This is a genomic window from Leclercia sp. UBA1284 (assembly GCF_002308415.1).
Lineage (GTDB): Bacteria > Pseudomonadota > Gammaproteobacteria > Enterobacterales > Enterobacteriaceae > Enterobacter > Enterobacter pneumoniae.
This window is the reverse complement of the sequence record NZ_DBUS01000005.1, coordinates 65,846-90,780: the sequence shown is the minus strand read 5'-3', so window position 1 is coordinate 90,780 and position 24,935 is coordinate 65,846. Positions and strand designations below refer to the sequence as shown.

The 24,935-nt window shown below is 49.7% G+C and carries 24 protein-coding genes and 1 pseudogene; 15 read left to right on the top strand and 10 right to left on the bottom strand.

Annotated features, from left to right (window positions below):
* Positions 1-1,278, bottom strand: a complete 1,278-nt coding sequence (gene waaA / locus B3511_RS02455) for a lipid IV(A) 3-deoxy-D-manno-octulosonic acid transferase (protein WP_040077834.1) — start codon at positions 1,276-1,278, stop codon at positions 1-3.
* A 407-nt stretch (positions 1,279-1,685) separates the two neighbouring features.
* On the opposite strand from waaA, the gene rfaQ reads away from it, so the two are divergent.
* The 7 genes from rfaQ to B3511_RS02420 all read left to right on the top strand — a co-directional run bounded on the left by rfaQ (position 1,686) and on the right by B3511_RS02420 (position 8,707).
* Complete coding sequence (gene rfaQ, locus B3511_RS02450) at positions 1,686-2,756, top strand: lipopolysaccharide core heptosyltransferase RfaQ (RefSeq protein ID WP_286772319.1); 1,071 nt, start codon at positions 1,686-1,688, stop codon at positions 2,754-2,756.
* Positions 2,753-3,877, top strand: coding sequence for a glycosyltransferase family 4 protein (locus tag B3511_RS02445; RefSeq protein ID WP_046886304.1), 1,125 nt, complete (start codon positions 2,753-2,755; stop codon positions 3,875-3,877). Before rfaQ ends, B3511_RS02445 begins: the two co-directional genes overlap by 4 nt.
* Complete coding sequence (gene rfaP / locus B3511_RS02440) at positions 3,870-4,667, top strand: lipopolysaccharide core heptose(I) kinase RfaP (RefSeq protein ID WP_286772318.1); 798 nt, start codon at positions 3,870-3,872, stop codon at positions 4,665-4,667. The genes B3511_RS02445 and rfaP overlap by 8 nt, the downstream gene beginning before the upstream one ends.
* A 49-nt stretch (positions 4,668-4,716) precedes the next feature.
* Positions 4,717-5,727 carry a lipopolysaccharide 3-alpha-galactosyltransferase gene (gene waaO, locus B3511_RS02435; RefSeq protein WP_286772317.1) on the top strand — a complete coding sequence of 337 codons (1,011 nt, stop codon included), beginning with the start codon at positions 4,717-4,719 and terminating at the stop codon, positions 5,725-5,727.
* A 41-nt stretch (positions 5,728-5,768) separates the two neighbouring features.
* Entirely contained in the window at positions 5,769-6,476 is a 708-nt protein-coding gene (gene rfaY / locus B3511_RS02430; protein WP_286772316.1) for a lipopolysaccharide core heptose(II) kinase RfaY, read from the top strand.
* 62 nt (positions 6,477-6,538) lie between these two features.
* Positions 6,539-7,558, top strand: a complete 1,020-nt coding sequence (locus B3511_RS02425) for a glycosyltransferase family 8 protein (RefSeq protein ID WP_286772315.1) — start codon at positions 6,539-6,541, stop codon at positions 7,556-7,558.
* A 6-nt stretch (positions 7,559-7,564) separates the two neighbouring features.
* Positions 7,565-8,707 (top strand): lipopolysaccharide N-acetylglucosaminyltransferase, encoded by a 1,143-nt coding sequence (locus B3511_RS02420; RefSeq protein ID WP_286772314.1) that lies wholly within the window; start codon positions 7,565-7,567, stop codon positions 8,705-8,707.
* A 199-nt stretch (positions 8,708-8,906) separates the two neighbouring features.
* On the opposite strand, the pseudogene B3511_RS02415 reads toward B3511_RS02420, so the two are convergent.
* From B3511_RS02415 to rfaD, 5 genes and pseudogenes are all read right to left on the bottom strand, one after another.
* A pseudogene (locus B3511_RS02415) lies at positions 8,907-9,037 on the bottom strand (IS4 family transposase); the annotation flags it as partial.
* Positions 9,038-9,263: 226 nt separating this feature from the next.
* Positions 9,264-10,496 carry an O-antigen ligase RfaL gene (gene rfaL / locus B3511_RS02410; RefSeq protein ID WP_286772313.1) on the bottom strand — a complete coding sequence of 411 codons (1,233 nt, stop codon included), beginning with the start codon at positions 10,494-10,496 and terminating at the stop codon, positions 9,264-9,266.
* 27 nt (positions 10,497-10,523) lie between these two features.
* Positions 10,524-11,486 carry a lipopolysaccharide heptosyltransferase RfaC gene (rfaC, locus tag B3511_RS02405; RefSeq protein ID WP_286772312.1) on the bottom strand — a complete coding sequence of 321 codons (963 nt, stop codon included), beginning with the start codon at positions 11,484-11,486 and terminating at the stop codon, positions 10,524-10,526.
* A gap of 3 nt (positions 11,487-11,489) precedes the next feature.
* A complete protein-coding gene (rfaF, locus tag B3511_RS02400) occupies positions 11,490-12,536 on the bottom strand; it encodes an ADP-heptose--LPS heptosyltransferase RfaF (protein WP_286772311.1) in 1,047 nt (348 codons plus the stop codon).
* 12 nt (positions 12,537-12,548) lie between these two features.
* The gene (gene rfaD / locus B3511_RS02395) at positions 12,549-13,481 is read right to left on the bottom strand and encodes an ADP-glyceromanno-heptose 6-epimerase (RefSeq protein ID WP_286772310.1); all 933 of its coding nucleotides are present in this window, start codon (positions 13,479-13,481) and stop codon (positions 12,549-12,551) included.
* A 215-nt stretch (positions 13,482-13,696) separates the two neighbouring features.
* On the opposite strand from rfaD, the gene kbl reads away from it, so the two are divergent.
* The 3 genes from kbl to B3511_RS02380 all read left to right on the top strand — a co-directional run bounded on the left by kbl (position 13,697) and on the right by B3511_RS02380 (position 17,207).
* Complete coding sequence (gene kbl, locus B3511_RS02390; RefSeq protein WP_046886295.1) at positions 13,697-14,893, top strand: glycine C-acetyltransferase; 1,197 nt, start codon at positions 13,697-13,699, stop codon at positions 14,891-14,893.
* A gap of 9 nt (positions 14,894-14,902) precedes the next feature.
* Positions 14,903-15,931: an L-threonine 3-dehydrogenase gene (gene tdh / locus B3511_RS02385; RefSeq protein WP_040077852.1), complete on the top strand. Its 1,029-nt coding sequence runs from the start codon at positions 14,903-14,905 to the stop codon at positions 15,929-15,931.
* Positions 15,932-16,172: 241 nt separating this feature from the next.
* Positions 16,173-17,207, top strand: coding sequence for a glycosyltransferase (locus B3511_RS02380; RefSeq protein ID WP_286772309.1), 1,035 nt, complete (start codon positions 16,173-16,175; stop codon positions 17,205-17,207).
* Here the strand turns inward: B3511_RS02380 and B3511_RS02375 are convergent.
* The 3 genes from B3511_RS02375 to gpmM are packed head-to-tail and all read right to left on the bottom strand — an operon-like array spanning position 17,194 to position 21,000.
* Positions 17,194-18,159 (bottom strand): divergent polysaccharide deacetylase family protein, encoded by a 966-nt coding sequence (locus tag B3511_RS02375; protein ID WP_286772308.1) that lies wholly within the window; start codon positions 18,157-18,159, stop codon positions 17,194-17,196. The genes B3511_RS02380 and B3511_RS02375 overlap by 14 nt on opposite strands.
* A gap of 3 nt (positions 18,160-18,162) precedes the next feature.
* Complete coding sequence (gene envC / locus B3511_RS02370) at positions 18,163-19,422, bottom strand: murein hydrolase activator EnvC (RefSeq protein WP_242637326.1); 1,260 nt, start codon at positions 19,420-19,422, stop codon at positions 18,163-18,165.
* A 33-nt stretch (positions 19,423-19,455) separates the two neighbouring features.
* Entirely contained in the window at positions 19,456-21,000 is a 1,545-nt protein-coding gene (gene gpmM, locus B3511_RS02365) for a 2,3-bisphosphoglycerate-independent phosphoglycerate mutase (RefSeq protein WP_286772307.1), read from the bottom strand.
* A 247-nt stretch (positions 21,001-21,247) separates the two neighbouring features.
* Here gpmM and B3511_RS02360 point away from each other — a divergent pair, with 247 nt between their 5' ends.
* From B3511_RS02360 to cysE, 5 genes are all read left to right on the top strand, one after another.
* Positions 21,248-21,679, top strand: a complete 432-nt coding sequence (locus B3511_RS02360; protein ID WP_207292744.1) for a rhodanese-like domain-containing protein — start codon at positions 21,248-21,250, stop codon at positions 21,677-21,679.
* Positions 21,680-21,693: 14 nt separating this feature from the next.
* Entirely contained in the window at positions 21,694-21,945 is a 252-nt protein-coding gene (gene grxC, locus B3511_RS02355) for a glutaredoxin 3 (RefSeq protein WP_040077862.1), read from the top strand.
* A 34-nt stretch (positions 21,946-21,979) separates the two neighbouring features.
* The gene (gene secB, locus B3511_RS02350) at positions 21,980-22,447 is read left to right on the top strand and encodes a protein-export chaperone SecB (protein WP_014168079.1); all 468 of its coding nucleotides are present in this window, start codon (positions 21,980-21,982) and stop codon (positions 22,445-22,447) included.
* Complete coding sequence (gene gpsA / locus B3511_RS02345; RefSeq protein ID WP_046886289.1) at positions 22,447-23,478, top strand: NAD(P)H-dependent glycerol-3-phosphate dehydrogenase; 1,032 nt, start codon at positions 22,447-22,449, stop codon at positions 23,476-23,478. The genes secB and gpsA overlap by 1 nt, the downstream gene beginning before the upstream one ends.
* Before the next feature lie 132 nt (positions 23,479-23,610).
* Positions 23,611-24,432: a serine O-acetyltransferase gene (cysE, locus tag B3511_RS02340; protein ID WP_040077864.1), complete on the top strand. Its 822-nt coding sequence runs from the start codon at positions 23,611-23,613 to the stop codon at positions 24,430-24,432.
* Here the strand turns inward: cysE and trmL are convergent.
* A complete protein-coding gene (gene trmL, locus B3511_RS02335) occupies positions 24,429-24,902 on the bottom strand; it encodes a tRNA (uridine(34)/cytosine(34)/5-carboxymethylaminomethyluridine(34)-2'-O)-methyltransferase TrmL (protein ID WP_040077865.1) in 474 nt (157 codons plus the stop codon). The genes cysE and trmL overlap by 4 nt on opposite strands.
* Between the last annotated feature and the right edge of the window lie 33 nt (positions 24,903-24,935).

Here is a 24,935-nt window from a genome sequence, read left to right as displayed (position 1 = left end):
TCAATGCGTTTTAGGTGGCAGATACGGTTCCAGTAACTGGAGTAGGCGTTGCAGAGCGCCCTGGTTTTGATACAGCACTTCAACGGCATGGCGGCCGTAAAAATTGCGGTAATCGGCATCGGTTAGCAAAGAGGAGACCTCTTTCGCCAGCGTCGCAGCATCGGTCACGGTAATCAGACCGCCTGCACTATCGAGACGGGCACAAATATCTTTAAAATTAAAAGTATGTGGCCCCATCAAGACGGGAATAGCATGCGCTGCCGCTTCGAGGGGGTTATGCCCACCACGTTCAACCAGCGAACCGCCCACGAAAGCGAGATCGGCAATGCCGTAAAGCAGCATCAGCTCGCCCATTGTGTCGCCGACCACAACCTGCGTGCTGGCAGAAGGCACTTCGCCAGATGAACGTGTGATATAGCTTAGACCCGCGCCACGCACAAGGTTAACGGCATCCGGGAATCGCTCGGGATGACGTGGCACCAGAATCAGCAGCAGATTAGGAAACTGTTCTAACAATGCCTGATGGGCTGCGATCACCGCGCTCTCTTCGCCATCGTGCGTGCTGGTAGCAATCCACACTGGACGGTGCGGCGCCCATTGACGACGCAGCGTGACGGCTTTCGCTGCAAGCTGCGGCGTGACGGAAATATCGAACTTAAGGCTGCCGGTGACGGTAACCTGATTGTTCTTTGCACCTAATGTCACAAAGCGTTCGCCGTCCTCTTCATTTTGTGCGGCAATCAGGGTAATACGACGTAGCAGTCGGCGTACAAATTTGCCCAGCTTTGCATACCCCGCCGCCGAACGAGCAGAGAGACGCGCGTTGGCAATCACCAGGGGAATTTTGCGTTTATGCAGGGCCGCAATCAGGTTTGGCCATAGCTCCGTCTCCATAATTAACACCAGCTTCGGGTCAACTTTATTCAGGAAACGGCCAACGGCATCAGGTAGATCGTAAGGCAGGTAAACATGCTGAACATCGCTACCAAAAGCTGACTGCACGCGCTCTGACCCTGTTGGAGTCATGGTAGTTACGGTGATCGGCAGATCGGGGTAACGGTGGCGTAAAGCACGAACGAGTGGGATTGCGGCCAGCGTTTCGCCCACAGAGACCGAATGCAGCATGATGCCGCCTGGCTTGAGTGGACGACGGTAGAACCCGTAGCGTTCCGCCCAACGTTTACGATAAGCCGGTGCTTTACGTCCACGCACCCATAGCCGTATCCAGATCAGTGGCTGAATGAGGTATAGAAGGGCGGTGTAAAGCAATTCGAGCATAGTAAATCGCTGGGTTATGGATGTGCTGGGGATTCTATGTATTTAGCTGCGCCTTTGCCATTACTTTTCCTGTTTTTGGTCTATTTAGACGCCTGTACCCCGCCACTTGCGATGCCTATGATTTTTGTATTTTTATGCGATTTGTTGAATTTTACCGCCAGGGGCACCCGGAACCAACGGGAATAAGCCGCTTTTACCGTAAATTATCATGTTTATCATGCTGATTTAACTGCATAAAATGAATGCTCTGATTAAATTTTATTCGTATCGGATTGAAGCGAAAGAAGTGTTACACTAGCGCACAAAAGTGAGTGCGGTATCAGTATTCAGGTAGCTGTTGAGCCTGGGGCGGTAGCGTGCTTTTTTCTGCCTGCCTTTACCGGACAATCACAACAAAAGAGCCGCTTGTGGAAAAGTCATTTCGAAAAATTCTGGTTATAAAGATGCGTTTCCATGGAGATATGTTATTAACAACTCCTGTCATCAGTACGCTAAAACAGAATTATCCTGACGCAAAGATTGATGTGCTTCTTTATCAGGATACGATGCCGATATTGTCTGAGAATCCTGAAATTAATGCGCTGTATGGCATTAAAAATAAGAAGGCCAACGCGGCAGAGAAAATAGCGAACTTCGCAAATTTAATTAAAACCCTCCGCGCTAATCGGTATGACCTGATTGTTAACCTGACAGATCAGTGGATGGTTGCGCTATTAGTCAGGCTTCTCAACGTACCCGTTCGGATTTCACAAGATTACAGCCATCGCCAGTCATCGTTCTGGCGCAATAGCTTTACTCATCTTGCCCCTTTAGTAGGCGAGAATGTGGTTGAAAGTAACCTCTCAGTACTGGCTCCCCTGAACCTGACCTCGTTCGTCAGCCGTACCACGATGAGTTATAACCCGTCATGCTGGGAACGCGTGCGTAATGAACTGGATAAAGCCGGAGTCGGCGAACATTATGTTGTCATCCAGCCTACGGCACGTCAGGTATTTAAATGCTGGAACAACGAGAAGTTTTCCGAGGTCATCGATGCCCTGCATGCAGAAGGCTATCAGGTCGTACTCACCTCCGGGCCTGGTAGTGATGATCTGGCCTGTATAAAGGCGATTGCCGAAGGCTGTAAAACACCTCCCGTAACGGCGCTTGCCGGTAAAGTGACTTTCCCGGAGTTGGGGGCGCTGATTGATCATGCGGAACTGTTTATTGGCGTGGATTCCGCGCCCGGACATATCGCGGCGGCGGTTAACACACCTCTGGTGTGCTTATTTGGTGCGACAGACCATAATTTCTGGCGCCCCTGGTCTACGAATATGATTCAGTTTTGGGCCGGTGATTACCGACCAATGCCGCCGCGCGAGCAACGCGATCGCAATGAGATGTATCTGTCCGTCATTCCTGCCAGTGATGTTATTGCGGCGGTAAAGAAAATGTTGCCTGTAAATCATGTGACGACAGTGGAAGGTGACGCACTATGATCGTTGCTTTCTGTTTATATAAATATTTCCCGTTCGGCGGTCTGCAGCGTGATTTTATGCGCATTGCTCAGACCGTTGCGGCTCGTGGGCATCATGTTCGCGTGTACACCCAGTCCTGGGAAGGTGAGTGCCCGGACGTATTTGAGTTGATACGCGTCCCGGTAAAATCCCGCACCAATCATGGACGTAACGCGGAATATCATGCCTGGGTACAGGCACATCTTCGTGACCATCCGGTGGATCGGGTCGTTGGCTTTAATAAGATGCCTGGCCTCGATGTCTATTATGCAGCCGATGTCTGTTACGCCGAGAAAGTGGCGCAGGAGAAGGGATTTTTCTATCGTCTGACTTCGCGCTATCGGCACTATGCGGCCTTTGAACGTGCGACCTTCGAGAACGGCAGGCCAACGCAATTACTGATGTTGACGGATAAGCAGATCGCTGATTTTCAGAAACATTATCAGACTGAAGCTGAGCGTTTTCACATCCTTCCGCCCGGTATTTACCCCGACCGGAAGTACAGCCAACAGATTCCAAACAGTCGCGAAATCTATCGTCAGAAAAATGGCATTAACGAGCAGCAGCACTTAATCCTGCAGGTCGGCTCTGACTTTAGCCGTAAGGGCGTAGACCGTTCTATCGAGGCGCTGGCGTCGCTACCTCAGGCGCAGCGTCAGAATACCCAGCTTTTTGTCGTTGGCCAGGACAAGCCGCGGAAATTCGAGGCGCTGGCGGAAAAACTCGGCGTTCGCAGTAATGTTCATTTCTTCTCCGGACGTAACGATGTTGCAGAGCTGATGGCAGCGGCAGATTTACTGCTGCATCCTGCCTATCAGGAAGCCGCCGGTATCGTATTGCTGGAGGCGATTACCGCAGGCTTGCCCGTACTGACAACGGCAGTTTGCGGCTATGCACACTATATTGAGGATGCTAATTGCGGCGTCGCCATTGCAGAGCCTTTCCGGCAAGAAGCGTTGAATGAAGCGTTACGCAAAGCGCTGACACAACCGTCACTGCGCGCTGCCTGGGCGGAAAATGCGCGCCATTATGCGGATACCCAGGATTTATACAGCCTGCCGGAGAAAGCGGCGGATATCATAACAGGTGGTTTAGATGGTTGAGCTGAAAGAGCCGTTAGCCACATTATGGCGCGGTAAAGATGCTTTCGAAGAGGTCAAAAATCTGCAGGGTGAGGTCTTCCGGGAGCTGGAAACTCGCCGTACCTTGCGCTTCGAGCTGGCTGGTAAAAGTTATTTTCTGAAATGGCACCGCGGGACGTCCCTGAAAGAGATCGTGAAAAATCTGCTCTCGCTGCGTATGCCGGTTTTAGGTGCCGACAGAGAGTGGCACGCCATTCATCGGCTGAGCAAGCTGGGCGTAGATACCATGTATGGTGTCGGCTTTGGTGAGAAAGGCCTCAATCCGCTCACGCGTACGTCCTTCATCATAACGGAAGATTTAACCCCGACGATTAGCCTGGAAGATTACTGTGCGGATTGGGCAACCAATCCTCCGGACGTGCGCGTGAAACGTATGCTTATCGATCGTGTTGCGACCATGGTTCGTAAAATGCACGCGGGAGGGATCAATCACCGCGATTGTTATATTTGTCACTTTCTTCTGCATCTGCCGTTCAGTGGCGGCGAAGCGGATTTAAAGATCTCAATGATTGACCTCCATCGTGCGCAAATTCGTGAACAAGTCCCACGCCGCTGGCGCGATAAGGACCTTATTGGGCTCTATTTTTCGTCAATGAATATTGGATTGACGCAGCGGGATATCTGGCGATTTATGAAGATTTATTTTGAGTTGCCATTAAAAGACATTCTTCGCCAGGAGAGCGATCTACTAACGCAGGCAGAAGAAAAAGCCAGTAAAATTCGCGAAAGAACGATTCGCAAGTCGTTGTAACCCGCCCGGGGCTATCCTTTCTCTTTATATTTAGCGGACAAGAATTAACATGTCTCAGTTTAGTGACAAAGATGTCATCCTTTCAGTATTTGATTATGACTATCGAGAAATTAAATCGAACGATAGCCTTAATATTGCATTCGGCATCGATAAAAACTTCCTCTTTGGCTGTGGTGTTGCGATAGCATCAATATTGCTGAATAATAAATCGCTAAATTTTGAATTCCATGTATTTACCGATTATTTTAGCGACGAAGATAAAGTACGTTTTTCCGAGTTGGCTGCGCAATACCACACTTCTGTTAAAGTTTATCTGATTAATTGCGATAAACTTAAGACGCTTCCGTTTACCAAAAATTGGTCTTATGCAACTTATTTCCGTTTTGTTATAGCGGATTATTTTTATCATAAAATTGATAAGTTATTGTATCTTGATGCAGACATCGCCTGTAAGGGCAGTATTCAAGAACTAGCCGAATATACGTTTGCGGAAAATGAAGTTGCAGCGGTGGTAACAGAAAGGGATAGCGAATGGTGGACCAATCGCGCGAATACCCTTACTACCCCAGCCCTGGCTTCAGGGTATTTTAATGCCGGATTTTTGCTAATCAACATTAATGAATGGCAAAAAAATGACATTTCTACCCGAGCGATTGAAATGCTGCGTATACCTGAGTGGGTAGAGAAAATCACGCATTTGGATCAGGACGTACTGAACATTTTACTGGCAGGTAAAGTGAATTTTATCGACGGGAAGTACAACACACGTTTTAGTATCAATTATGAACTGAAAGATGATGTTGTGAATCCTGTGAATGATAAAACAGTATTTATTCACTATGTTGGTCCTACAAAACCCTGGCACGAATGGGCAAATTATCCGGTATCGCAAAGTTTCCTTGATGCTAAGAAGCATTCTCCATGGCAAAACGTTGAGCTTTTAAAACCAGTAAATAGTAATCAATATAGATATTGTGCAAAGCATAAATTCAGGCAAGGAAAGACCTTGCAGGGTATTTTGAGTTACATTAATTATTATAAAAATAAACTTATTAAGTAATGATAAATACTTACTAAAAATTTAAAAATAACGGTTTCATTATGATTCAAAAAAAGACAATAGATAATTTAGTGGTTTTTGTAAAAGATAACGATCCCTTTTATGAAAATATTTTGAAAGATTTTCTTCGTTTTAATCTTAAAGTGACAAAAGTATTTCGTTCAATTGAAGATACTAAAGTCATACTGATCGAAACCGAACGCGGGCCGATAGTACTAAAAGTCTTTGCGCCGAAACATAAAAAAGTAGAGCGATTCCTGAAATCGTGCATAAAGAGAGATTACTACGAAAACTTAATTTATCAGACTAATAGAGTCAGAAGCGAGGGTGTATCCTCAATTAATGATTACTATCTATTGGCTGAGAAAAAGACATTGAATTTCTCCCATTACTTTATAATGTTAATTGAATACATTGAAGGTACAGGTTTAGAACAATATATTGACGTCCCTGAACATATTAAGAAAGAGATTTCAGATTCAATAAAAGAGTTACATGATCATGGTATGGTGTCAGGCGACCCACATAAGGCTAATTTCATTGTGTCGGAGCAGGGATTACGCTTGATAGATCTTTCTGGTAAAAAAACGAGCCCATTATTGAAAGCGAAAGACAGGCTTGATCTTGAGCGTCATTACGGAATCAAAAATACACTGCATGATTCTGGATATAACTCGCTCCTCTTTAAAAAGAAAGTTAAAAATATTATTAGAGAAATAAAGGTTAAGCTGGGTCTGAAGAAACGCTAGTTATTTCTGAAGACTTAGTAAGTAACAGTACGTGTAGATAATACGCCTGAAAGGTAAATAACTTGGATTTTAAACAATTAACCCGGTTTAAAGACATAATTGTGCTGGATAAACGCATTGAAAAATGCGACGACCGCGATACTTTTAATATTTCATGGGGTATCGATAAAAACTATCAGGTCGGTGCAGCAATATCCATCGCATCGATCCTGGAGAATAACAAGCAGCATGACACGCCGTTTACCTTTCATATTATTTCGGATGTCTTAGATCCTGAGTTTGTTCATCTGCTTACTGAGCTTGCTGAACAGTACAGAACAGTTATTAAGCTCTATCATATTGATGCAGCACCTTTATCGACACTACCCAAAACGAATATCTGGCCCGTGTCGATTTATTATAGACTGCTCTCGTTCGATTACTTCTCTGAACGGCTGGATAAACTGTTGTACCTTGATGCTGACATCACCTGTAAAGGCTCACTAGAAGAGTTGATTGCTCTGGAGTTTAACGATCAGTACGGTGCGGTAGTTGTTGATGTCGATTCTATGCAGAAGAAGAGTGCCGAGCGACTGAAAAATCCAGAGTTCGAAGGTCATTATTTTAACTCTGGTGTGATGTATATTAATCTGAAGCAGTGGTTGAATTCGCATCTGACGGAAAAGTTTTTTGATTTGCTTTCTGATCCTCAAGTGACAGAGAATATAAAGTATCCAGACCAGGATATTTTAAATATTATGTTCCTCCACCATGCTGAACTTCTTCCACGGGAATATAATTCAATTTATTCTCTTAAATCTGAGTTTGAAGAAAAGAATAAAGAGTATTACCTTTCATTTATCACAGATAAAACAGTGTTTATACACTATACAGGCGTGACGAAGCCTTGGCATGACTGGGCAAACTATCCGTCAGCCCGTTTTTTCCGTGATGTTTATGCGCTTTCGCCATGGAAAGTAAAGCCCTTGCAGCCAGCCGTAAGAAAACACGAGTGCCGCGAGAAATACAAACATTTATTATATCAAAATAAGTACTTTGCCGGTTTATACACAGCAATTAAATATAATTTGATGAAGAGCTAAATTAGAATGGTTGATAAAATCATCTTTACGGTTACGCCGATATTCTCTATTCCTCCTCGGGGCGCCGCAGCAGTAGAGACATGGATGTATCAGGTAGCTCAACGAACCACCATTCCTAATCGTATTGTGTGTATTAAAAACGAAGGATATTCTGATTATACGCAGGTGAACGATAACTGCAGTATACATCGCATCGGTTTTAGTCGGGTTTACAAACGCATTTTTCAGAAATGGACGCGTCTCGATCCTTTACCCTATTCGCAACGTATTCTTAACATAGCAAAAGATTTTCCGATTACCGATAAAAGCGTCATTGTCGTACATAACAGTATGAAGCTGTATCGACAGATCAGGGAGCGCGCGCCACAAACTAAAATTGTTTTACACATGCACAACGCGTTGGAAGTCAAAGGTCTTGACGCTGATGTCAAAATGATTGTACCAAGTATCTTCCTTAAAGATTTCTATCAAGCAAAATTGCCGCAGGCGAATATAGCAATCGTACCAAACGGGATTGATCTTGAAGCGTATCAGGCAAGTTATGAAGAAAAATCCAAAGTCGATCTGGGTCTTTCTGCAAATGATACGGTCATATTCTATGCAGGGCGTATTGTTCCTGATAAGGGGATTTTGCAATTACTTCAAGCATTCGAGAAAATATCCGAATCTCACGAGAATTTAAAACTCGTCGTGGTGGGCGATCACTTAGAAGTGAGTAAAAGTGATAAAGGTGCATACCAGCGTGAAGTGAGAAATATATCCGAGCGACTAAATGGAAAGTGTTTATTGCTTGGCAGTATGTCTCCCGAGCAAATGAATAATTACTATGCCGTTGGAGATTTGGTTGTAATTCCATCACAAGTACAAGAAGCTTTTTGCATGGTAGCAATAGAAGCTATGGGTGCGGGAAAACCCGTTTTGGTAAGTACGCGTGGAGGTATGACTGAATTTGTGAAACATAAACAGACAGGTTTTCATCTTAGAGAACCGATGACCGTTGATTCTATTGCAGAGGATATCGTTAATACCCTTAAGGATAAGAAATTGACGAATATTGCAATGAATGGAAAAAAATTTGTTTATGAGCACTACAGTTGGTTAGGAGTAACACAAGTTTTTGAAGATGTCATACGCCAATGGTTTGATTAAAGAACACGTTAATAAAAAATAATACCAGTCAGTTAAGCAACTGGCTGGCCCTTTTTTCGGGGCTGTAGTGTATTTCCAGATCTTCTCCCGGGCACCCTCAGAAAAGTTCCTTCTCTTCTTGTCGGTAACCTGACCGGCTGCCACCATGCTTCCTGGTCTTCAGCGTCAGCCTATTCAGCTGTATCGTCTGCTTTATCTACCTGTATCCCAGTTCGATTTCCCAGCTATGGCTGTGCAGGTCTGTCATTTCTGCGGCGGGGTAACGCATCGCATCTGCCATCGACGTCAGCAGGTGGCTGACTTTCCTTTGCGCATCAAAGATAGCAGGCGACGTATGTACAGGGTGACAGTGCCAGCCTCAGCAAGGCAACAGGAGAAAAGCTTCGGGTCCAGATAACTTCAATAAACTAGCTATTTAAGCGATGAGCCGTAACGGGATACCAGATCCAGAGCCTTTTAAATGTGCATAAAAAAACCGGAAACGAGTGAACATTTCCGGATTCTTACACAGCCATAGGATTCATCAACTGATCCTTAACTGATCGATAATACTGCCTTAAGTAGCCTTTATAACATCAAGCTTTTTTCCCTTCATTGCTAACAGAAATCCGACAAAAATCCCCAATAGATCTAACTCGATCTGCTCAACGTTACCGCGAATTATAAAGTATCCAATGAAAGATAGTAAAATAATCATATAAGCATTTAGAGGAGAATAATGATCCTCCTTAAAGGCATGTTTTATACACTCTCTTAAAATACCCGCATATAAAAGAATTAGAGAAAGAAGTCCTGCAATGCCCATTCCGAACCACACAAATAAGGCAAGGTTATGAGGGCCAATCGATTTTTTAAACTTCCAGCCAGGATAGTCTACAACTCTGTTATTATAAACATAGTCATAAGCTTTATTTCCGAAACCGTAGCCTACCACAGGGTTTTCTTTAATTAAATCCAGAGCGCTGCCCTGCGTTCCATTTTCATAACGGTATGAACTGTCGGTTTGCTGCAACTTAAAAACTAACCTTGCAGTTATGTCTTTATGTGAAAATATGGCCGTTAATGCGAGCACCGCAATGATTCCGCCCAAAACCAATAACTTCCACTGTTTATACATTAGCGTCCACACAACGCCAACGATAAGCACAGCCAACCACGCGCCTCGCGAGAGCGTACCTAACATTAAGAAAAGATAAATGACACTTAATGCCAAAAATGCAATACGTGCTTTTGTCGTTTTGAATAGCCATAGGTTCAGCAGCGCTGGAAACAAAAATACCATTGAGTCAGAAATCGTACGATGCTTAAATGTCGTAAAAGGCATAATACCTTGCTGGTAATCTTGTAAATATAGAACCAGTTCGGTAAGTGAGCGTAAGCACAATGCGGTTAAAAATGAAAATAATATTATTTTAGATATTATTTCTCTACTTTCATTTTTTAATAAAACCGAAATTGTTATAGAGCTTAATAGAAGGTTTTCAACAACAGAGTTATTGATGGCTTTGAAGCTTGCTTTAAGATCTGGTGTGTGAAACAACGAAAAAAACGCCAAAACTGTTAATAATACTACGCTACCAAAAATGAAAGTCTTAAATAACGTTGCATAATGACTGGGTTGTTTGTACAAATAGACTATTGTAGAAATTGTCATCAAAATGACAATAAGATGCTTATAGCGAGTAATACCATCTAAAAAGTAAGTCGCAATGAACAAAAAAACCAATGCTCTGTTCCAGTATTGCTTCCAGTTTTTATTCTCATTATTGAAAAGTAATGCTAAGGCCATTTTTTCTCCGACGTTTGCTCACGAGAGTTAAAATTTAGACGTTAATTGGTCAAACACAATAGAAGCGGGTAAGTTCGCAAGCATTTTATTTGCAGAACGGCACTCCAACTGGTTCATCCCATAACCCCCTATCAACCCAGGATCCGTTGGGCCATATAAAGTGATATTTGGGCGATCCAGCGCCGCGGTAAGATGGCTCAGACCTGTATCCACCGACACAACAAATTTCGCGCCAGCCAGGACCTTCGCCACCTCTTCAAGACTCATTCGTGGCAACACTTCCACGTAGTCAAACCCGTCTGCCAGCCTTTTGGCGCGCGCCTCTTCATGCGGCGCACCCCACGGCAGTTTGATTCGAATCCCTGACGCTGCCAGTAATCCGATCAACTCTCTCCAGTTTGCTTCCGGCCAGTGCTTATCATCACGGGTCGTGGCGTGTAAAAATACCGCATACTGGCCTGCATCTGCATTAAGATGATTCAAAAAATGCTGCGCTATCGCATAGTCGCCCTGTGATTGTGGTTTGCTGTAGCCCAGACTGAGCGCAAAAAGTTCACGAGTACGTTCCACCGCATGTTGCTGCTTTGGGACAGAGTGACGTTGGTTATAGAAAAGCGAAGCCAGGGGTTCGCGGGCGGACTGCCAGTCCATGCCGTGCTTAATCCCGCGCGCGAGGCGGGTGACCAGCGCAGCGCTTTTAACCAGACCCTGCGCGTCTATAATCACATCGTATTCTTCAGCCTGTACAGCCTCACGAAACGCTTTACGTTCCGCTTTTACCGCCGCTGAAAACCATGCTTTACGCCAGCGACGAATGGCTACCGGGATAACGCGATCGACCGCTGCATGCCAGGAGGGGATTTGAGCGAAACCTTCCTCAACCACCCAGTCGAATCGAATACCCGGTATTGCCTGCTGTGCGTCAGTCAGCGCAGGTAGCGTATGTAATACATCGCCCATTGAGGATGTTTTGACGATCAGAACCCGCATCTGTCAGCTTTCCTCTTGCAGTAACAGGCTGTTGAGTTCTTCAAGCACGCGCTGTGGAGTAATGTCGATGAGGCTTTGATGGTAACCCTCAGGCGCATCGCCTTTACGCACTTTGTGATAGCCCGTAATCAGGCGGATCACACGAGCCTTATGCGACAACGGTGGCGTAAAGTCCGGGCTGCTGGGACCATAAAGGGCAACCAGCGGGCGGTTAAGTGCGGCAGCGACGTGCATCAGCCCTGAGTCGTTAGTGACTACGGCTTTACAGGCGGCTATCAGAATGACCGCCTGCTCCAGCTGAGTCTCTCCTGCCAGGTTACGGCACCACGCCTGCTGCTCGTTGCTGAGTGTGGCGAGAATTTCATTGCCGGCTTCGTGATCTTTGGCTGAGCCAAACAACACGATTTGGAAGCCTTCATCAATAAGCTGTTTTGCCAGTTCGGCATAGTGGTAGTGTGGCCAGCGCTTCGCCGGGCCAAATTCTGCGCCCGGACAGAAGCCGATCATCGGACGTTCTGAAGAAAGACCAAACGTACTGCAAACCTGGGACTTTTCACCGTCATTCACCTGCAGTTGAGGCCAGAGCAGGGGCTGCGGTAAGTCCTTCGCTGTTTGCATCACGCCTTTATCATAGGCCAGCGCCACATAGCGCTCGACCATGAGTGGCCAGGCATCTTTATCCAGCACGCGCGCGTCATTGAGCAGGCCGTAGCGCATTTCGCCGCGCCAGCCTGTACGATGAGGAATACTGGCAAAAAAAGGCACCAGAGCAGATTTAAAGGAGTTGGGCAGCACATAGGCGCGGTCATAGCGTCGTTCACGCAGACTGTGGCCGAGCTTACGTCGCTCGCCAATTTCCAGCGCCCCGTGGCCGAGCGGCATCGGGATCGCTTCGTTCACTTCTGGCATACGCGATAAGAGCGGACGGCACCACGCAGGTGCCATCACATCAATAATCGCCTGGGGATAACGCGCCTTGAGCGTGCGATAGAGACTTTGCGACATCATCATGTCGCCCACCCATGACGGGCCGATCACCAGTATCCTCATTGCTTGCCTGCCTTACGCGTCGCGGTTCAGCCAGGCCATATATTCCGTTACCCCTTCGGCAACGGTCTTGAACGGCTTGTCGTATCCCGCTTTACGCAGGTTCGTCAGATCAGCCTGCGTGAACGCCTGGTAGCGGCCTTTCAGTTTGTCCGGGAACGGGATGTATTCAATGCTGCCTTTTTTGTGGTATGCCAGCGTGGCGTCAGCGACTGCCTGGAAGGACTCTGCGCGGCCTGTGCCCAGGTTATAGATACCGGACACACCGTTTTCCCAGAACCACAGGTTCACCGCTGCCACATCGCCCACGTAGACAAAGTCGCGCTTGAAGCCGTCGCTGCCTTCGAACAGTTTCGGACTTTCACCGTTATTCAGCTGAGTGTTCAGGTGGAACGCCACGCTCGCCATGCTGCCTTTGTGGCCTTCGCGCGGTCCGTAGACGTTAAAGTAGCGGAAGCCAACAATCTGGGAGTTCGCTTCTGGCAGGATCTGACGGACATATTCATCAAACAGGAATTTGGAGTAGCCGTAGACGTTCAGCGGCTGCTCATACTCGCGGGATTCGATAAAGTCAGATGTACGGCCGCCGTAGGTGGCTGCAGAAGAGGCATACAGGAACGGGATTTCACGTTCCAGACAGTAGTGCAGGATCTCTTTGGAGTACTGATAGTTATTGTCCATCATGTACTTGCCATCCCACTCGGTGGTGGAGGAGCATGCCCCCTCGTGGAAGATGGCTTCGATCTCGCCGAACTCTTCACCCGCCATAATCTGGATAAGGAAATCTTCTTTATCCATATAGTCAGCAATGTTCAAATCCACCAGGTTGACGAACTTGGTGCCATCTTTCAGGTTGTCCACCACCAGGATGTCGGTGATGCCTTTGTCATTAAGGGCTTTAACGATGTTACTTCCGATGAAACCTGCGCCGCCGGTAACGATGATCATAACTGTAACCTTTGAAGTGTGGAGCCCGGGGACAATCCCGGATGCTAATGGTTCTATCATATCATTAGTATGGCGACCCTTCAGCCATTCACCGATACACCACAGGGATACACGTGATTTATGCTGCAAAAACGACAACTGATGATGCGTCATCTCGTATCCCCGTATAGCTTTGGGTAATATGTGCCAAAATTTGCCGAGTCTGGAGAATTGCAATGCGTGGGGATTTTTACAAACAGTTAAACAGCGACCTGGAGACCGCACGTGCGGAAGGGTTGTTCAAAGAAGAGCGTATTATTACCTCTGCTCAGCAGGCCGACATCACCGTTGCCGACGGCAGCCATGTGATCAACTTTTGCGCCAACAACTACTTAGGTCTTGCGAATCATCCTGAGCTGATTGCCGCTGCCAAAAATGGCATGGACTCCCACGGTTTCGGTATGGCCTCCGTGCGCTTCATCTGCGGCACGCAGGATAGCCATAAGCAGCTTGAGCAAAAGCTGGCGAACTTCCTCGGGATGGAAGATTCCATTCTGTACTCCTCCTGTTTCGATGCTAACGGCGGTCTCTTTGAGACGCTGCTTGGCGCAGAGGATGCAATTATCTCCGACGCGCTGAACCACGCCTCCATTATTGACGGTGTGCGCCTGTGTAAAGCGAAGCGTTACCGTTACGCCAACAACGACATGGTTGAGCTGGAAGCCCGTCTGAAAGAGGCGCGTGAAGCCGGCGCTCGCCACGTGCTGATTGCCACCGACGGCGTATTTTCCATGGACGGCGTGATCGCCAATCTGAAGGGCGTATGCGACCTGGCGGACAAATACGACGCGCTGGTAATGGTTGATGATTCTCACGCCGTCGGCTTCGTGGGTGAGAATGGCCGTGGCTCGCACGAATACTGTGAGGTGATGGGCCGCGTGGACATCATCACCGGCACGCTGGGCAAAGCGCTCGGCGGTGCGTCCGGCGGCTATACCGCTGCGCGTAAAGAGGTGGTGGAGTGGCTGCGTCAGCGTTCTCGCCCATATCTGTTCTCCAACTCGCTGGCCCCGGCGATTGTTGCGGCCTCTATCAAAGTGCTGGAGATGGTAGAAGCGGGCAGCGAACTGCGCGACCGTCTGTGGTCCAACGCCCGTCTATTCCGCGAGAAAATGAGTGCGGCAGGTTTTACCCTGGCGGGTGCTGACCACGCGATCATCCCGGTGATGCTGGGCGATGCGGTGGTGGCACAGAACTTTGCTCGCGAGCTGCAAAAAGAAGGAATTTACGTTACCGGGTTCTTCTTCCCGGTGGTGCCAAAAGGTCAGGCGCGCATCCGCACCCAAATGTCTGCGGCGCATTCGCCTGAACAAATTGAACGTGCGGTAGAAGCCTTTACCCGCATCGGTAAACAGCTGGGCGTAATTGCCTGAGGACGTGTAATGAAAGCGTTATCCAAACTGAAAGCGGAAGAAGGGATTTGGATGACCGACGTGCCGGAGCCGGAAGTCGGTCATAACGATCTGCTGATCAAAATTCGTAAAACCGCCATCTGCGGCACAGACGTTCATATCTACAACTGGGACCAGTGGTCACAGAAGACCATCCCGGTGCCGATGGTTGTAGGTCATGAATATGTGGGCGAAGTGGTCGGTATCGGGCAGGAAGTCAAAGGCTTCAAAATTGGCGACCGCGTCTCTGGCGAAGGTCATATTACCTGCGGTCACTGCCGTAACTGCCGCGGTGGACGTACGCACCTGTGTCGTAATACCGTCGGTGTAGGGGTGAACCGTCCGGGTTGTTTCGCAGAATATTTGGTGATCCCGGCGTTCAACGCCTTCAAAATCCCGGACAACATCTCTGACGATCTGGCCTCCATCTTCGACCCGTTCGGTAACGCGGTCCATACCGCCCTCTCTTTCGACCTGGTGGGCGAAGATGTGCTGGTCTCCGGTGCCGGCCCGATTGGGATTATGGCGGCTGCGGTTGCGAAGCACGTGGGGGCGCGTAATGTTGTTATCACTGACGTGAATGAGTATCGCCTGTCGCTGGCACGTAAAATGGGCGTGACCCGCGCGGTAGATGTTTCGAAAGAAAGTCTGAATGATGTCATGGAAGAGCTGGGTATGACCGAAGGTTTTGACGTCGGTCTGGAAATGTCCGGCGCGCCGCCAGCGTTCCGTACCATGCTCGACACCATGAACCACGGCGGTCGTATCGCGATGCTGGGTATTCCGCCTTCGGATATGTCTATCGACTGGAACAAGGTCATCTTCAAAGGGCTTTTCATCAAAGGCATTTATGGCCGTGAGATGTTCGAAACCTGGTACAAGATGGCGGCGCTGATCCAGTCTGGCCTGGATCTGACTCCGATTATCACTCATCACTTCTCTGTCGATGAGTTCCAGAAAGGCTTCGACGCCATGCGTTCCGGTCAATCCGGCAAAGTCATCCTCAGCTGGGACAAATAATAAAAAAGGCCGAATTATTCGGCCTTTTCTTATAAGGCTTGTCCGAAATGTTGTAAATAAATGTCATTTGTCATAAATATTGCGTAATTGAGTTATTGTCTCGTTGTGCTGCTAATTTTAATTACCTAACCTGAACGTCAATACACTTTACACTTAGACGCCGCATACATTGCCAGCCTTAATACTTTCTTAATATAAGGGCTGTACAATGCCGCGTAACCTCAAGGGTATTTGGTAAGTGATGATGAATAGTTCAATCAGGCTCAGTGTGATTATTCCGTTGTACAATGCGGCAAAGGACTTTAATGCCTGCATGGAATCATTAATCGGGCAGACATGGACTGCTCTGGAAATTATTATTGTCAACGACGGTTCTACAGATAACTCCGTTGAAATTGCACAATATTATGCTGAAAACTACCCCCACGTTAAGCTGATTCATCAGAGTAACGCCGGGGCCTCTGTCGCCCGTAACCGCGGGCTTGCCGTCGCTACAGGCGACTACGTCGCCTTTGTCGATGCGGATGACCTGGTCTATCCAAATATGTACGAAACGCTGATGAAGATGGCGCTGGACGACGATCTTGATGTCGCCCAGTGTAATGCTGACTGGTGCGTGCGAGAAACGGGCAGTACCTGGCAATCCATCCCCACCGATCGTCTGCGTTCAACGGGTGTATTAACCGGCCCGGACTGGTTGCGCATGGCACTGGCATCACGCCGCTGGACGCATGTTGTCTGGATGGGTGTATATCGGCGTGAGGTTATTCTCAAAAACAAAATTATGTTTGTTCCGGGTTTACACCATCAGGACATTGTGTGGACCACTGAATTTATGTTTAACGCTGTCCGCGCAAGATATACCGAAGAATCTTTATATAAATATTTTTTACATGACCAGTCGGTAAGTCGCCTTAAAAGACAAGGGGATAAAAACCTTAATTACCAGCGTCATTATATGAAGATCACACGATTACTTGAGAAATTAAATTGTGACTATGCAAATCGCATTACGATTTATCCTGAGTTTCATCAGCAAATCACCTATGAAGCATTGCGCGTATGCCACTGCGTACGTAAAGAAAAAGATATCTCAACGCGCCAACGTATGATTGCTGAGATTTATGCTTCCGGGATGTATAAACGTATGGTCATGAACGTGCGCAGCGTGAAACTGGCCTGGCAGGCGATGCTGTGGACATATCGCCTGTGGAAATGGCGCGACAAAACGCTGTCGCCCCACCGTATTACCCGCAAAGTGCTCAATCTACGCTAACGTTTTTGCTACCGGGGGATCGCCCCCATCCCTGCCACTGATGCTGGAAATAGCTCACCAGCATGCTGTGAGCGATGCTGTCGCTCAGTACGCTAAAGAATCGGTCTGCATATACCGGCGCAGGCGCTCCCTTCGGTTTACAGATATTCACGCCGCGGAACGGATTTCGCGGGGTGTCAGGTGCACTGCCTTTCGGCGGCGTCATATTGGGTGTGGAAGTATCCACCTGCGGCTCGTTTAACAGGCTGCTTGGGCGCACCAGCGTAATGTCAGAGGGCAACGTCGGTAGCATCTGCTGCAATACGCGCACGGTAGAAGGGTGGGGATGCCCAATCGCAATGGCAGAACCATTGCGGCGTGCCAGCTGAACGGCACGATTAAACTGCACGCGGATATCCGCCTCGTTTTGCGTATCATCCAGAAACACTTTGCGCTTAATCACTTTCACACCTGTACCCTGTGCCGCACGCATCGCCTGGCTGTTGCCAATGGTCATGCTGTCGAGGAAATAGAGGTTATAGCGCTCCAGCGCCTGCATCACTTTCTGCATTCCAAACAGGCTTGAGGTCATGGCGCTGCCCATATGGTTGTTAAGCCCCACCGCGTACGGTACTTTGCCGTAGGCATCCCGAATGATCCGTTCAACCTCGTCGCTGCTCATTTCCGGGCGCAGTGTATCTTTTTCTAAGGGCTGTTTGCTTAGCGGTGCCATCGGCAAATGAATCAAGACCTCGTGACCGCTATTGTGCGCTTTGGTGGCCATTTCGCGAGCGTGGGGCGCGTTCGGTAATACCGCTACGGAGATGGCGGAAGGCATCGCCAGCACCTGATTTTCATTGTGCGGACGATAACCGAAGTCATCAATGACGATGGCAAGTTTGCCTGCGTAAACGGGTGCAACCAGCGCCAGTGCGCTGGCGACGGAGAGAACGATACGACGAAATTGAAGCAAAACTTATCTTCCCAACCACGGCTGTGGATTGACCGCCTGACCCTGGCGACGAATTTCGAAATAGAGTGACGGGCGGCCCTGACCGCCACTGCTGCCCACAAGGGCGATAGGTTGGCCGGCGCGCACCTGGGTGCCCACGCTGACCAGAGCGCTCTGGTTATAGCCGTAAAGACTCATATCGCCTTTACCGTGTTCCACCACTACCACCAGCCCGTAACCCTGCAGCCAGTCGGCCAGAATTACGCGGCCATCGGCAATGGCTTTCACTTCGCTACCTTCAGACGCACCGATAACAATCCCTTTCCAACGTAGCTCACCCTGCAGTTGTTCGCCATAGCGATGCAGAATTGTACCGCGTACAGGCCAGTAAGCCTGACCGCGCGGGGAGCCCAGGCCACCGGTACGCGACATCAATGAACGTTCGCTTTCAGTTGGTTTATAGGTGGTGCCTTTACGGGACGCTTCCTGCTGTTTGTTACGTACAGCCTGCGCCTCGCGCGCCTCTTTTTCGGCACGCGCTTTGGCAGCTGCTTCCGCACGGGCAATGCTGTTACGCAATTTAGATTCGTTAGCGCGCATTTCGCTGAGCTGACTCTGACCTGCCTGAATAGAAGACTCCAGCCCGCTCAGCGTTTTTTTACGCTCGTTGCGCGCCTGCTCCAGCTTCGCCTGCTGCGCCTGCTGTTCGTAGAGCAAGGTCTGCTGTTGGCTCTGCTTCTCTTCCAGCTCGGCTTTTTGTGAGGAGACCTCTTCGCGCGTCTGTTTCAACTGCGCAATGGTCTCCTGACGCGCCTGGTTCAGATAGCCAAAATAGGCCTGCAAACGCTGGCCACGCTGACTCTCTTCACCGCTCAAAATCAATTGAATGCCGGTATGTTCGCCCTGACGGAAGGCCGCGTCGAGCTGCGCCGCAAGATTACGCTCCTGGCTAATGCGCTGGCGTTCAAGTTTGGCGATCGACGCGTTCATTTCATCGATTTGCTTGTTGAGCTGAGTGAGGGTGTTTTGAGTTTCGCGCAATTTACGCGTCGCGGCAGAAATCGCCTCTTCCTGCTGCTTAAGTTGCGCAAGCAGTGCGGCGCGCTGCTGCTGTTGCTGGCGTACCGCACGCTCTTTCGCGGCGATATCGGCCTGAATAGATTTAAGCTGATCCCGGTCATCCGCATGGGCGGACGCAGCGCACAGCAATACGCCAGCGCTGAGCGCGCTGGCGTAAAGCAGAGGTCTGACTGATAACCGTATCGGCTTCACGACCCATGTGATTGAAAAAATCGCCTTTCCCCTCATGGGGAAGGATTATTCCACGATGAACAGCGCCTTGCCAGTCATCTCTTTCGGGATTTCCATACCCATCAGCGTCAGCATAGTGGGCGCGATGTCAGAAAGCTTGCCGCCTTCGACCGCTTTCACTGATTTATCACCCACGTAGATCAGCGGAACGGGCAGGTTCGTGTGCGCCGTATGTGCCTGCCCGGTAGACGGATCGCGCATCTGCTCGGCATTGCCGTGGTCGGCGGTGATCAGCAGTTGTCCACCCACCGCTTCCACCGCTTTCGCGACCTGCTCAACGCAGTGATCCAGGGCTTCAACGGCTTTCACCGCGGCTTCCATTACACCGGTATGACCAACCATGTCGCCATTTGGGTAGTTACAGATGATGGTGTCGTATTTCCCGCTCTCGATTGCCGCCACCAGTTTTTCAGTCAATTCTGCAGAGCTCATTTCAGGCTGCAGATCGTAGGTCGCTACTTTCGGGGAGTTAATCAGAATACGATCTTCGCCGCTGAACGGCTCTTCAACGCCGCCATTAAAGAAGAAGGTAACGTGAGCATATTTCTCGGTTTCGGAGATACGTAGCTGGGTTTTGTCATTCTTCGCCATCCACTCACCGAAGGTATTCTCCAGCGAAGCAGGGGGATAGGCGCAAGGGGCATTGATGTCAGCGGCGTATTCGGTCAGCTGGATGTAGTCGAGATTAACCACTTTTTTACGGGCGAAGCCGTCGAAATCGTGATTTACAAACGCACGGGTAATTTCACGGGCACGGTCGGCGCGGAAATTCATGAAGATCAAAGCATCGCCATCGTTCATGGCGGCATCAGGCTGGCCTTCAGCGCGAATGACGGTCGCTTTCACGAATTCGTCGTTTTCATCCCGTGCGTAAGCGGCTTCCAGGCCTTCGACGGCGGTCGCGAACTGGAATTCACCTTTTGCCAGCGTCATCAGGTCATAGGCCTGCTCAACGCGATCCCAGCGATTATCGCGGTCCATGGCGTAGTAACGGCCGATGAGAGAAGCCACGCGCCCTTTACCCAGAACAGCAAACTTCTCTTCAAACAGCTGCAGAGAGTGTTTAGCGCTACGCGGTGGGGTATCGCGACCATCAAGGAAGGCGTGAAGATAGATTTTTTCTGCACCGCGTTCTGCCGCCAGCTCGACCATCGCCAGAATATGATCTTCGTGGCTGTGCACACCGCCTGCAGAAAGCAGACCCATAATGTGTACTGCTTTGCCTGCCGCTACCGCTTTATCTACCGCGCCGCACAGGGTCGGGTTAGCAAAGAAAGTCCGTTCTTTAATTTCAACATCCAGACGGGTGAGATCCTGGTAAACAATGCGCCCGGCGCCCAGGTTTACGTGTCCGACTTCGGAGTTGCCCATCTGGCGATCCGGCAGACCAACTTCCAGACCGGAAGCATCAATCAAGGTATGAGGACGTTTAGTCCACAGTGCATCCATGACCGGGGTTTTGGCGTTGAGAATGGCGTTATCCTGACTCTCTTCACGGTAGCCATAGCCATCCAGGATCACCAGTACCATAGGTTTTTTCGAAACCGACATTGCGACAACCTCTGTGCGTAATAGACAAAAAATTTGCGTAATTTTACTACAGCTGAATCGTGCAAATAGCCGCAGAAGATCAAAGAAACCCGCGGGGCAGAGGTTCTTCAGGGCAATTTTGGTCTTTTTTTTCGTGGCAGGCCGCAGAAAATGGATTAGCTTAGTGTCGCTGGCTGTATTTGCTCCAACGCGCAGGTATACTCCTGTCCTGGTTTTTTATTCACTTAGTCGGGAGTCGTTACCCCCCATGCAAGAAATTATGCAATTTGTTAGCCGCCACCCCATACTTTGTATCGCGTGGATTGGTTTACTGGCCGCTGTGCTGTTCACTACTTTCAAAGGCCTCACGTCTAAAGTGAAAGTGATCACTCGTGGCGAAGCAACGCGTCTTATTAATAAAGAAGACGCGGTGGTTGTCGATCTGCGTCAGCGTGACGATTTCCGTAAAGGGCACATTGCAGGCGCTATCAACCTGCTGCCCGCTGAAATCAAAGCAAACAATTTTGGCGAACTGGAAAAGCATAAAGACAAACCGATTATCGTTGTGGACGGTACCGGCATGCAGGCTCAGGAGCCCGCCAATATTCTCTATAAGGCAGGCTTTGAAAAAGTGAGCGTCCTGAAAGAGGGTATCTCCGGCTGGAGCGGCGAGAATCTGCCTCTGGTTCGCGGCAAATAAACAGGAGTCAAGTCATGGCCAATATCGAAATCTATACCAAAGCGACCTGCCCGTTCTGCCATCGCGCAAAAGCGCTGCTGGACAGCAAAGGTGTCTCATTCCAGGAGTTGCCGATTGATGGCGACGGCGCGAAGCGTGAAGAGATGATTAAGCGAAGTGGCCGCACGACGGTTCCGCAGATTTTTATCGATGCGCAGCACATTGGCGGCTGTGATGATTTATATGCGCTCGACGCGCGCGGCGGGCTTGATCCTCTGCTGCGCTAAGGCGTTTTAAGACAATAAAAAAAGGGTTTTTTTCATGTCAGAACAAAACAACACCGAAATGACTTTCCAGATCCAGCGCATTTATACCAAGGATGTCTCGTTTGAGGCTCCAAATGCGCCGCATGTTTTCCAGAAAGACTGGCAGCCAGAGGTTAAACTTGATCTTGATACCGCATCCACCCAACTGGCGGATGACGTGTATGAAGTCGTGCTGCGTGTGACCGTAACTGCTTCTCTGGGCGAAGAAACGGCGTTCCTGTGTGAAGTACAGCAGGGTGGTATCTTCTCTATCGGTGGCATTGAAGGCAACCAGATGGCGCATTGCCTGGGTGCATACTGCCCGAACATTCTGTTCCCGTATGCCCGTGAGTGCATTACCAGCCTGGTTTCTCGTGGTACATTCCCGCAACTGAACCTTGCGCCGGTGAACTTCGATGCGCTGTTCATGAACTATCTGCAGCAGCAAGCTGGCGAAGGTACTGAACAACATCAGGATGCCTGATGAGTACTGTTAATGCGTCAATGACTGTGATCGGTGCCGGCTCTTACGGCACCGCTCTTGCCATTACTCTGGCAAGAAATGGCCACCAGGTTGTGCTCTGGGGCCATGACCCAAAACATATCGCAACGTTGCAAGCCGATCGCTGTAACGTGGCGTTCCTCCCTGATGTGCCTTTCCCCGACTCACTGCACCTTGAAAGCGACCTCGCGACGGCGCTGGCGGCCAGCCGTAACATTCTGGTTGTGGTACCCAGCCATGTGTTTGGCCAGGTTCTGCGTCAGATAAAACCGCTGATGCGAGCCGATGCGCGTATCGTCTGGGCGACCAAAGGGCTGGAAGCCGAAACCGGACGTCTGCTGCAGGATGTGGCGCGCGAAGCGCTGGGGGATGAGATACCGCTGGCGGTGATCTCCGGTCCGACATTTGCGAAAGAGCTGGCAGCGGGTCTGCCTACGGCCATCTCTCTGGCGTCCACCGATGAGACTTTTGCCGACGATTTGCAGCAGCTTCTGCACTGCGGTAAGAGCTTCCGTGTCTACAGCAACCCCGATTTTATCGGCGTGCAGCTGGGTGGTGCGGTGAAGAACGTGATTGCCATCGGTGCCGGGATGTCCGACGGTATTGGCTTTGGTGCCAATGCGCGAACGGCGCTGATCACCCGCGGCCTGACCGAGATGTCCCGACTGGGCGCTGCGCTGGGTGCCGATCCTACGACCTTTATGGGCATGGCGGGGCTGGGCGACCTGGTGCTTACCTGCACCGACAACCAGTCACGTAACCGCCGCTTCGGCATGATGCTCGGACAGGGCATGGATGTCACGGGCGCGCAGGAGAAGATTGGTCAGGTGGTTGAAGGCTACCGCAATACCAAAGAAGTTCGCGAATTGGCGCACCGTTTTGGTGTCGAAATGCCAATAACCGAGGAAATTTATCAGGTATTGTATTGCGGAAAAAATGCGCGCGAGGCAGCATTGACCTTATTAGGTCGTGCGCGAAAGGACGAGCGCAGCAACGAAGCCTCCCCGAAATAACCGGGGCCGCAGGGTAATAACCAATAACCCTGCAGCCTGATGTCGGTCGGGGATAATCGCAGGGATCCTTTGTCATCCAACGACACGGCCAGCAGAGACTGGCCGGTCGTACCATTACGTCTGGAGTAAGCAATGCCGTGTGAAGAACTGGATATCGTCTGGAACAATATTAAAGCCGAAGCCCGGGCTTTGGCCGACTGTGAGCCTATGCTGGCCAGCTTTTATCACGCGACGCTCCTCAAGCATGAAGATCTTGGCAGTGCCCTGAGTTATATGCTCGCCAATAAATTGTCTTCCGCCATTATGCCCGCCATTGCCATTCGCGAAGTGGTCGAAGAGGCCTATGCCGCCGACCCGGAAATGATCGCCTCTGCCGCCTGTGATATTCAGGCTGTACGCACGCGTGACCCGGCGGTGGATAAATACTCCACCCCTCTGCTTTACCTGAAAGGGTTTCATGCGCTGCAGGCCTACCGCATCGGCCACTGGCTGTGGAATGAAGGCCGCCGCGCGCTGGCGATTTTTCTGCAAAACCAGGTTTCGGTCACCTTCCAGGTCGATATTCACCCGGCCGCGAAGATTGGGCGGGGCATCATGCTCGACCACGCCACCGGTATTGTGGTGGGTGAAACGGCGGTGATCGAAAATGATGTTTCGATCCTGCAGTCGGTGACCCTGGGCGGTACCGGTAAAACCAGCGGCGATCGCCACCCGAAAATTCGTGAAGGGGTGATGATTGGCGCCGGGGCGAAGATTCTGGGGAATATCGAAGTGGGGCGCGGTGCGAAAATTGGTGCCGGCTCAGTGGTATTGCAACCTGTTCCTCCTCATACCACCGCCGCAGGCGTTCCGGCGCGTATTGTCGGTAAGCCCGATAGCGACAAGCCGGCGATGGATATGGATCAGTTCTTCAACGGTATTCACCATACCTTTGAGTATGGTGATGGCATCTAACTTCTGAGGATGGCGCCGGCATAACCTAGCTGGCGCCAGGCTTCATAAACCACCACCGACACCGCATTAGAGAGGTTCATACTGCGGCTGTCCGGCATCATCGGAATACGAATTTTTTGCTCAGCAGGCAGCGCATCCAGAATCGTTGCGGGCAGGCCGCGCGTCTCTGGGCCAAACAGCAGATAATCCCCTTGCTGATAGCTCACGGCACTGTGCGCTGGCGTACCTTTGGTGGTCAGGGCAAACATGCGCTGGGGTTTCTCTGCATCCAGAAAAGCCGCGAGATCCCGATGGCGAACCACAGCGGTAAATTCATGGTAATCCAGCCCCGCGCGACGCAGGCGTTTGTCGTCCCACGTAAAGCCCATTGGCTCAATGATATGCAGGCGAAAACCGGTGTTAGCGCACAGGCGGATGATATTGCCGGTATTCGGCGGAATTTCTGGTTCGAAGAGTACGATGTTAAGCATGCTGACTGCCCCCTTATTTGCGGGGGGCAGGAT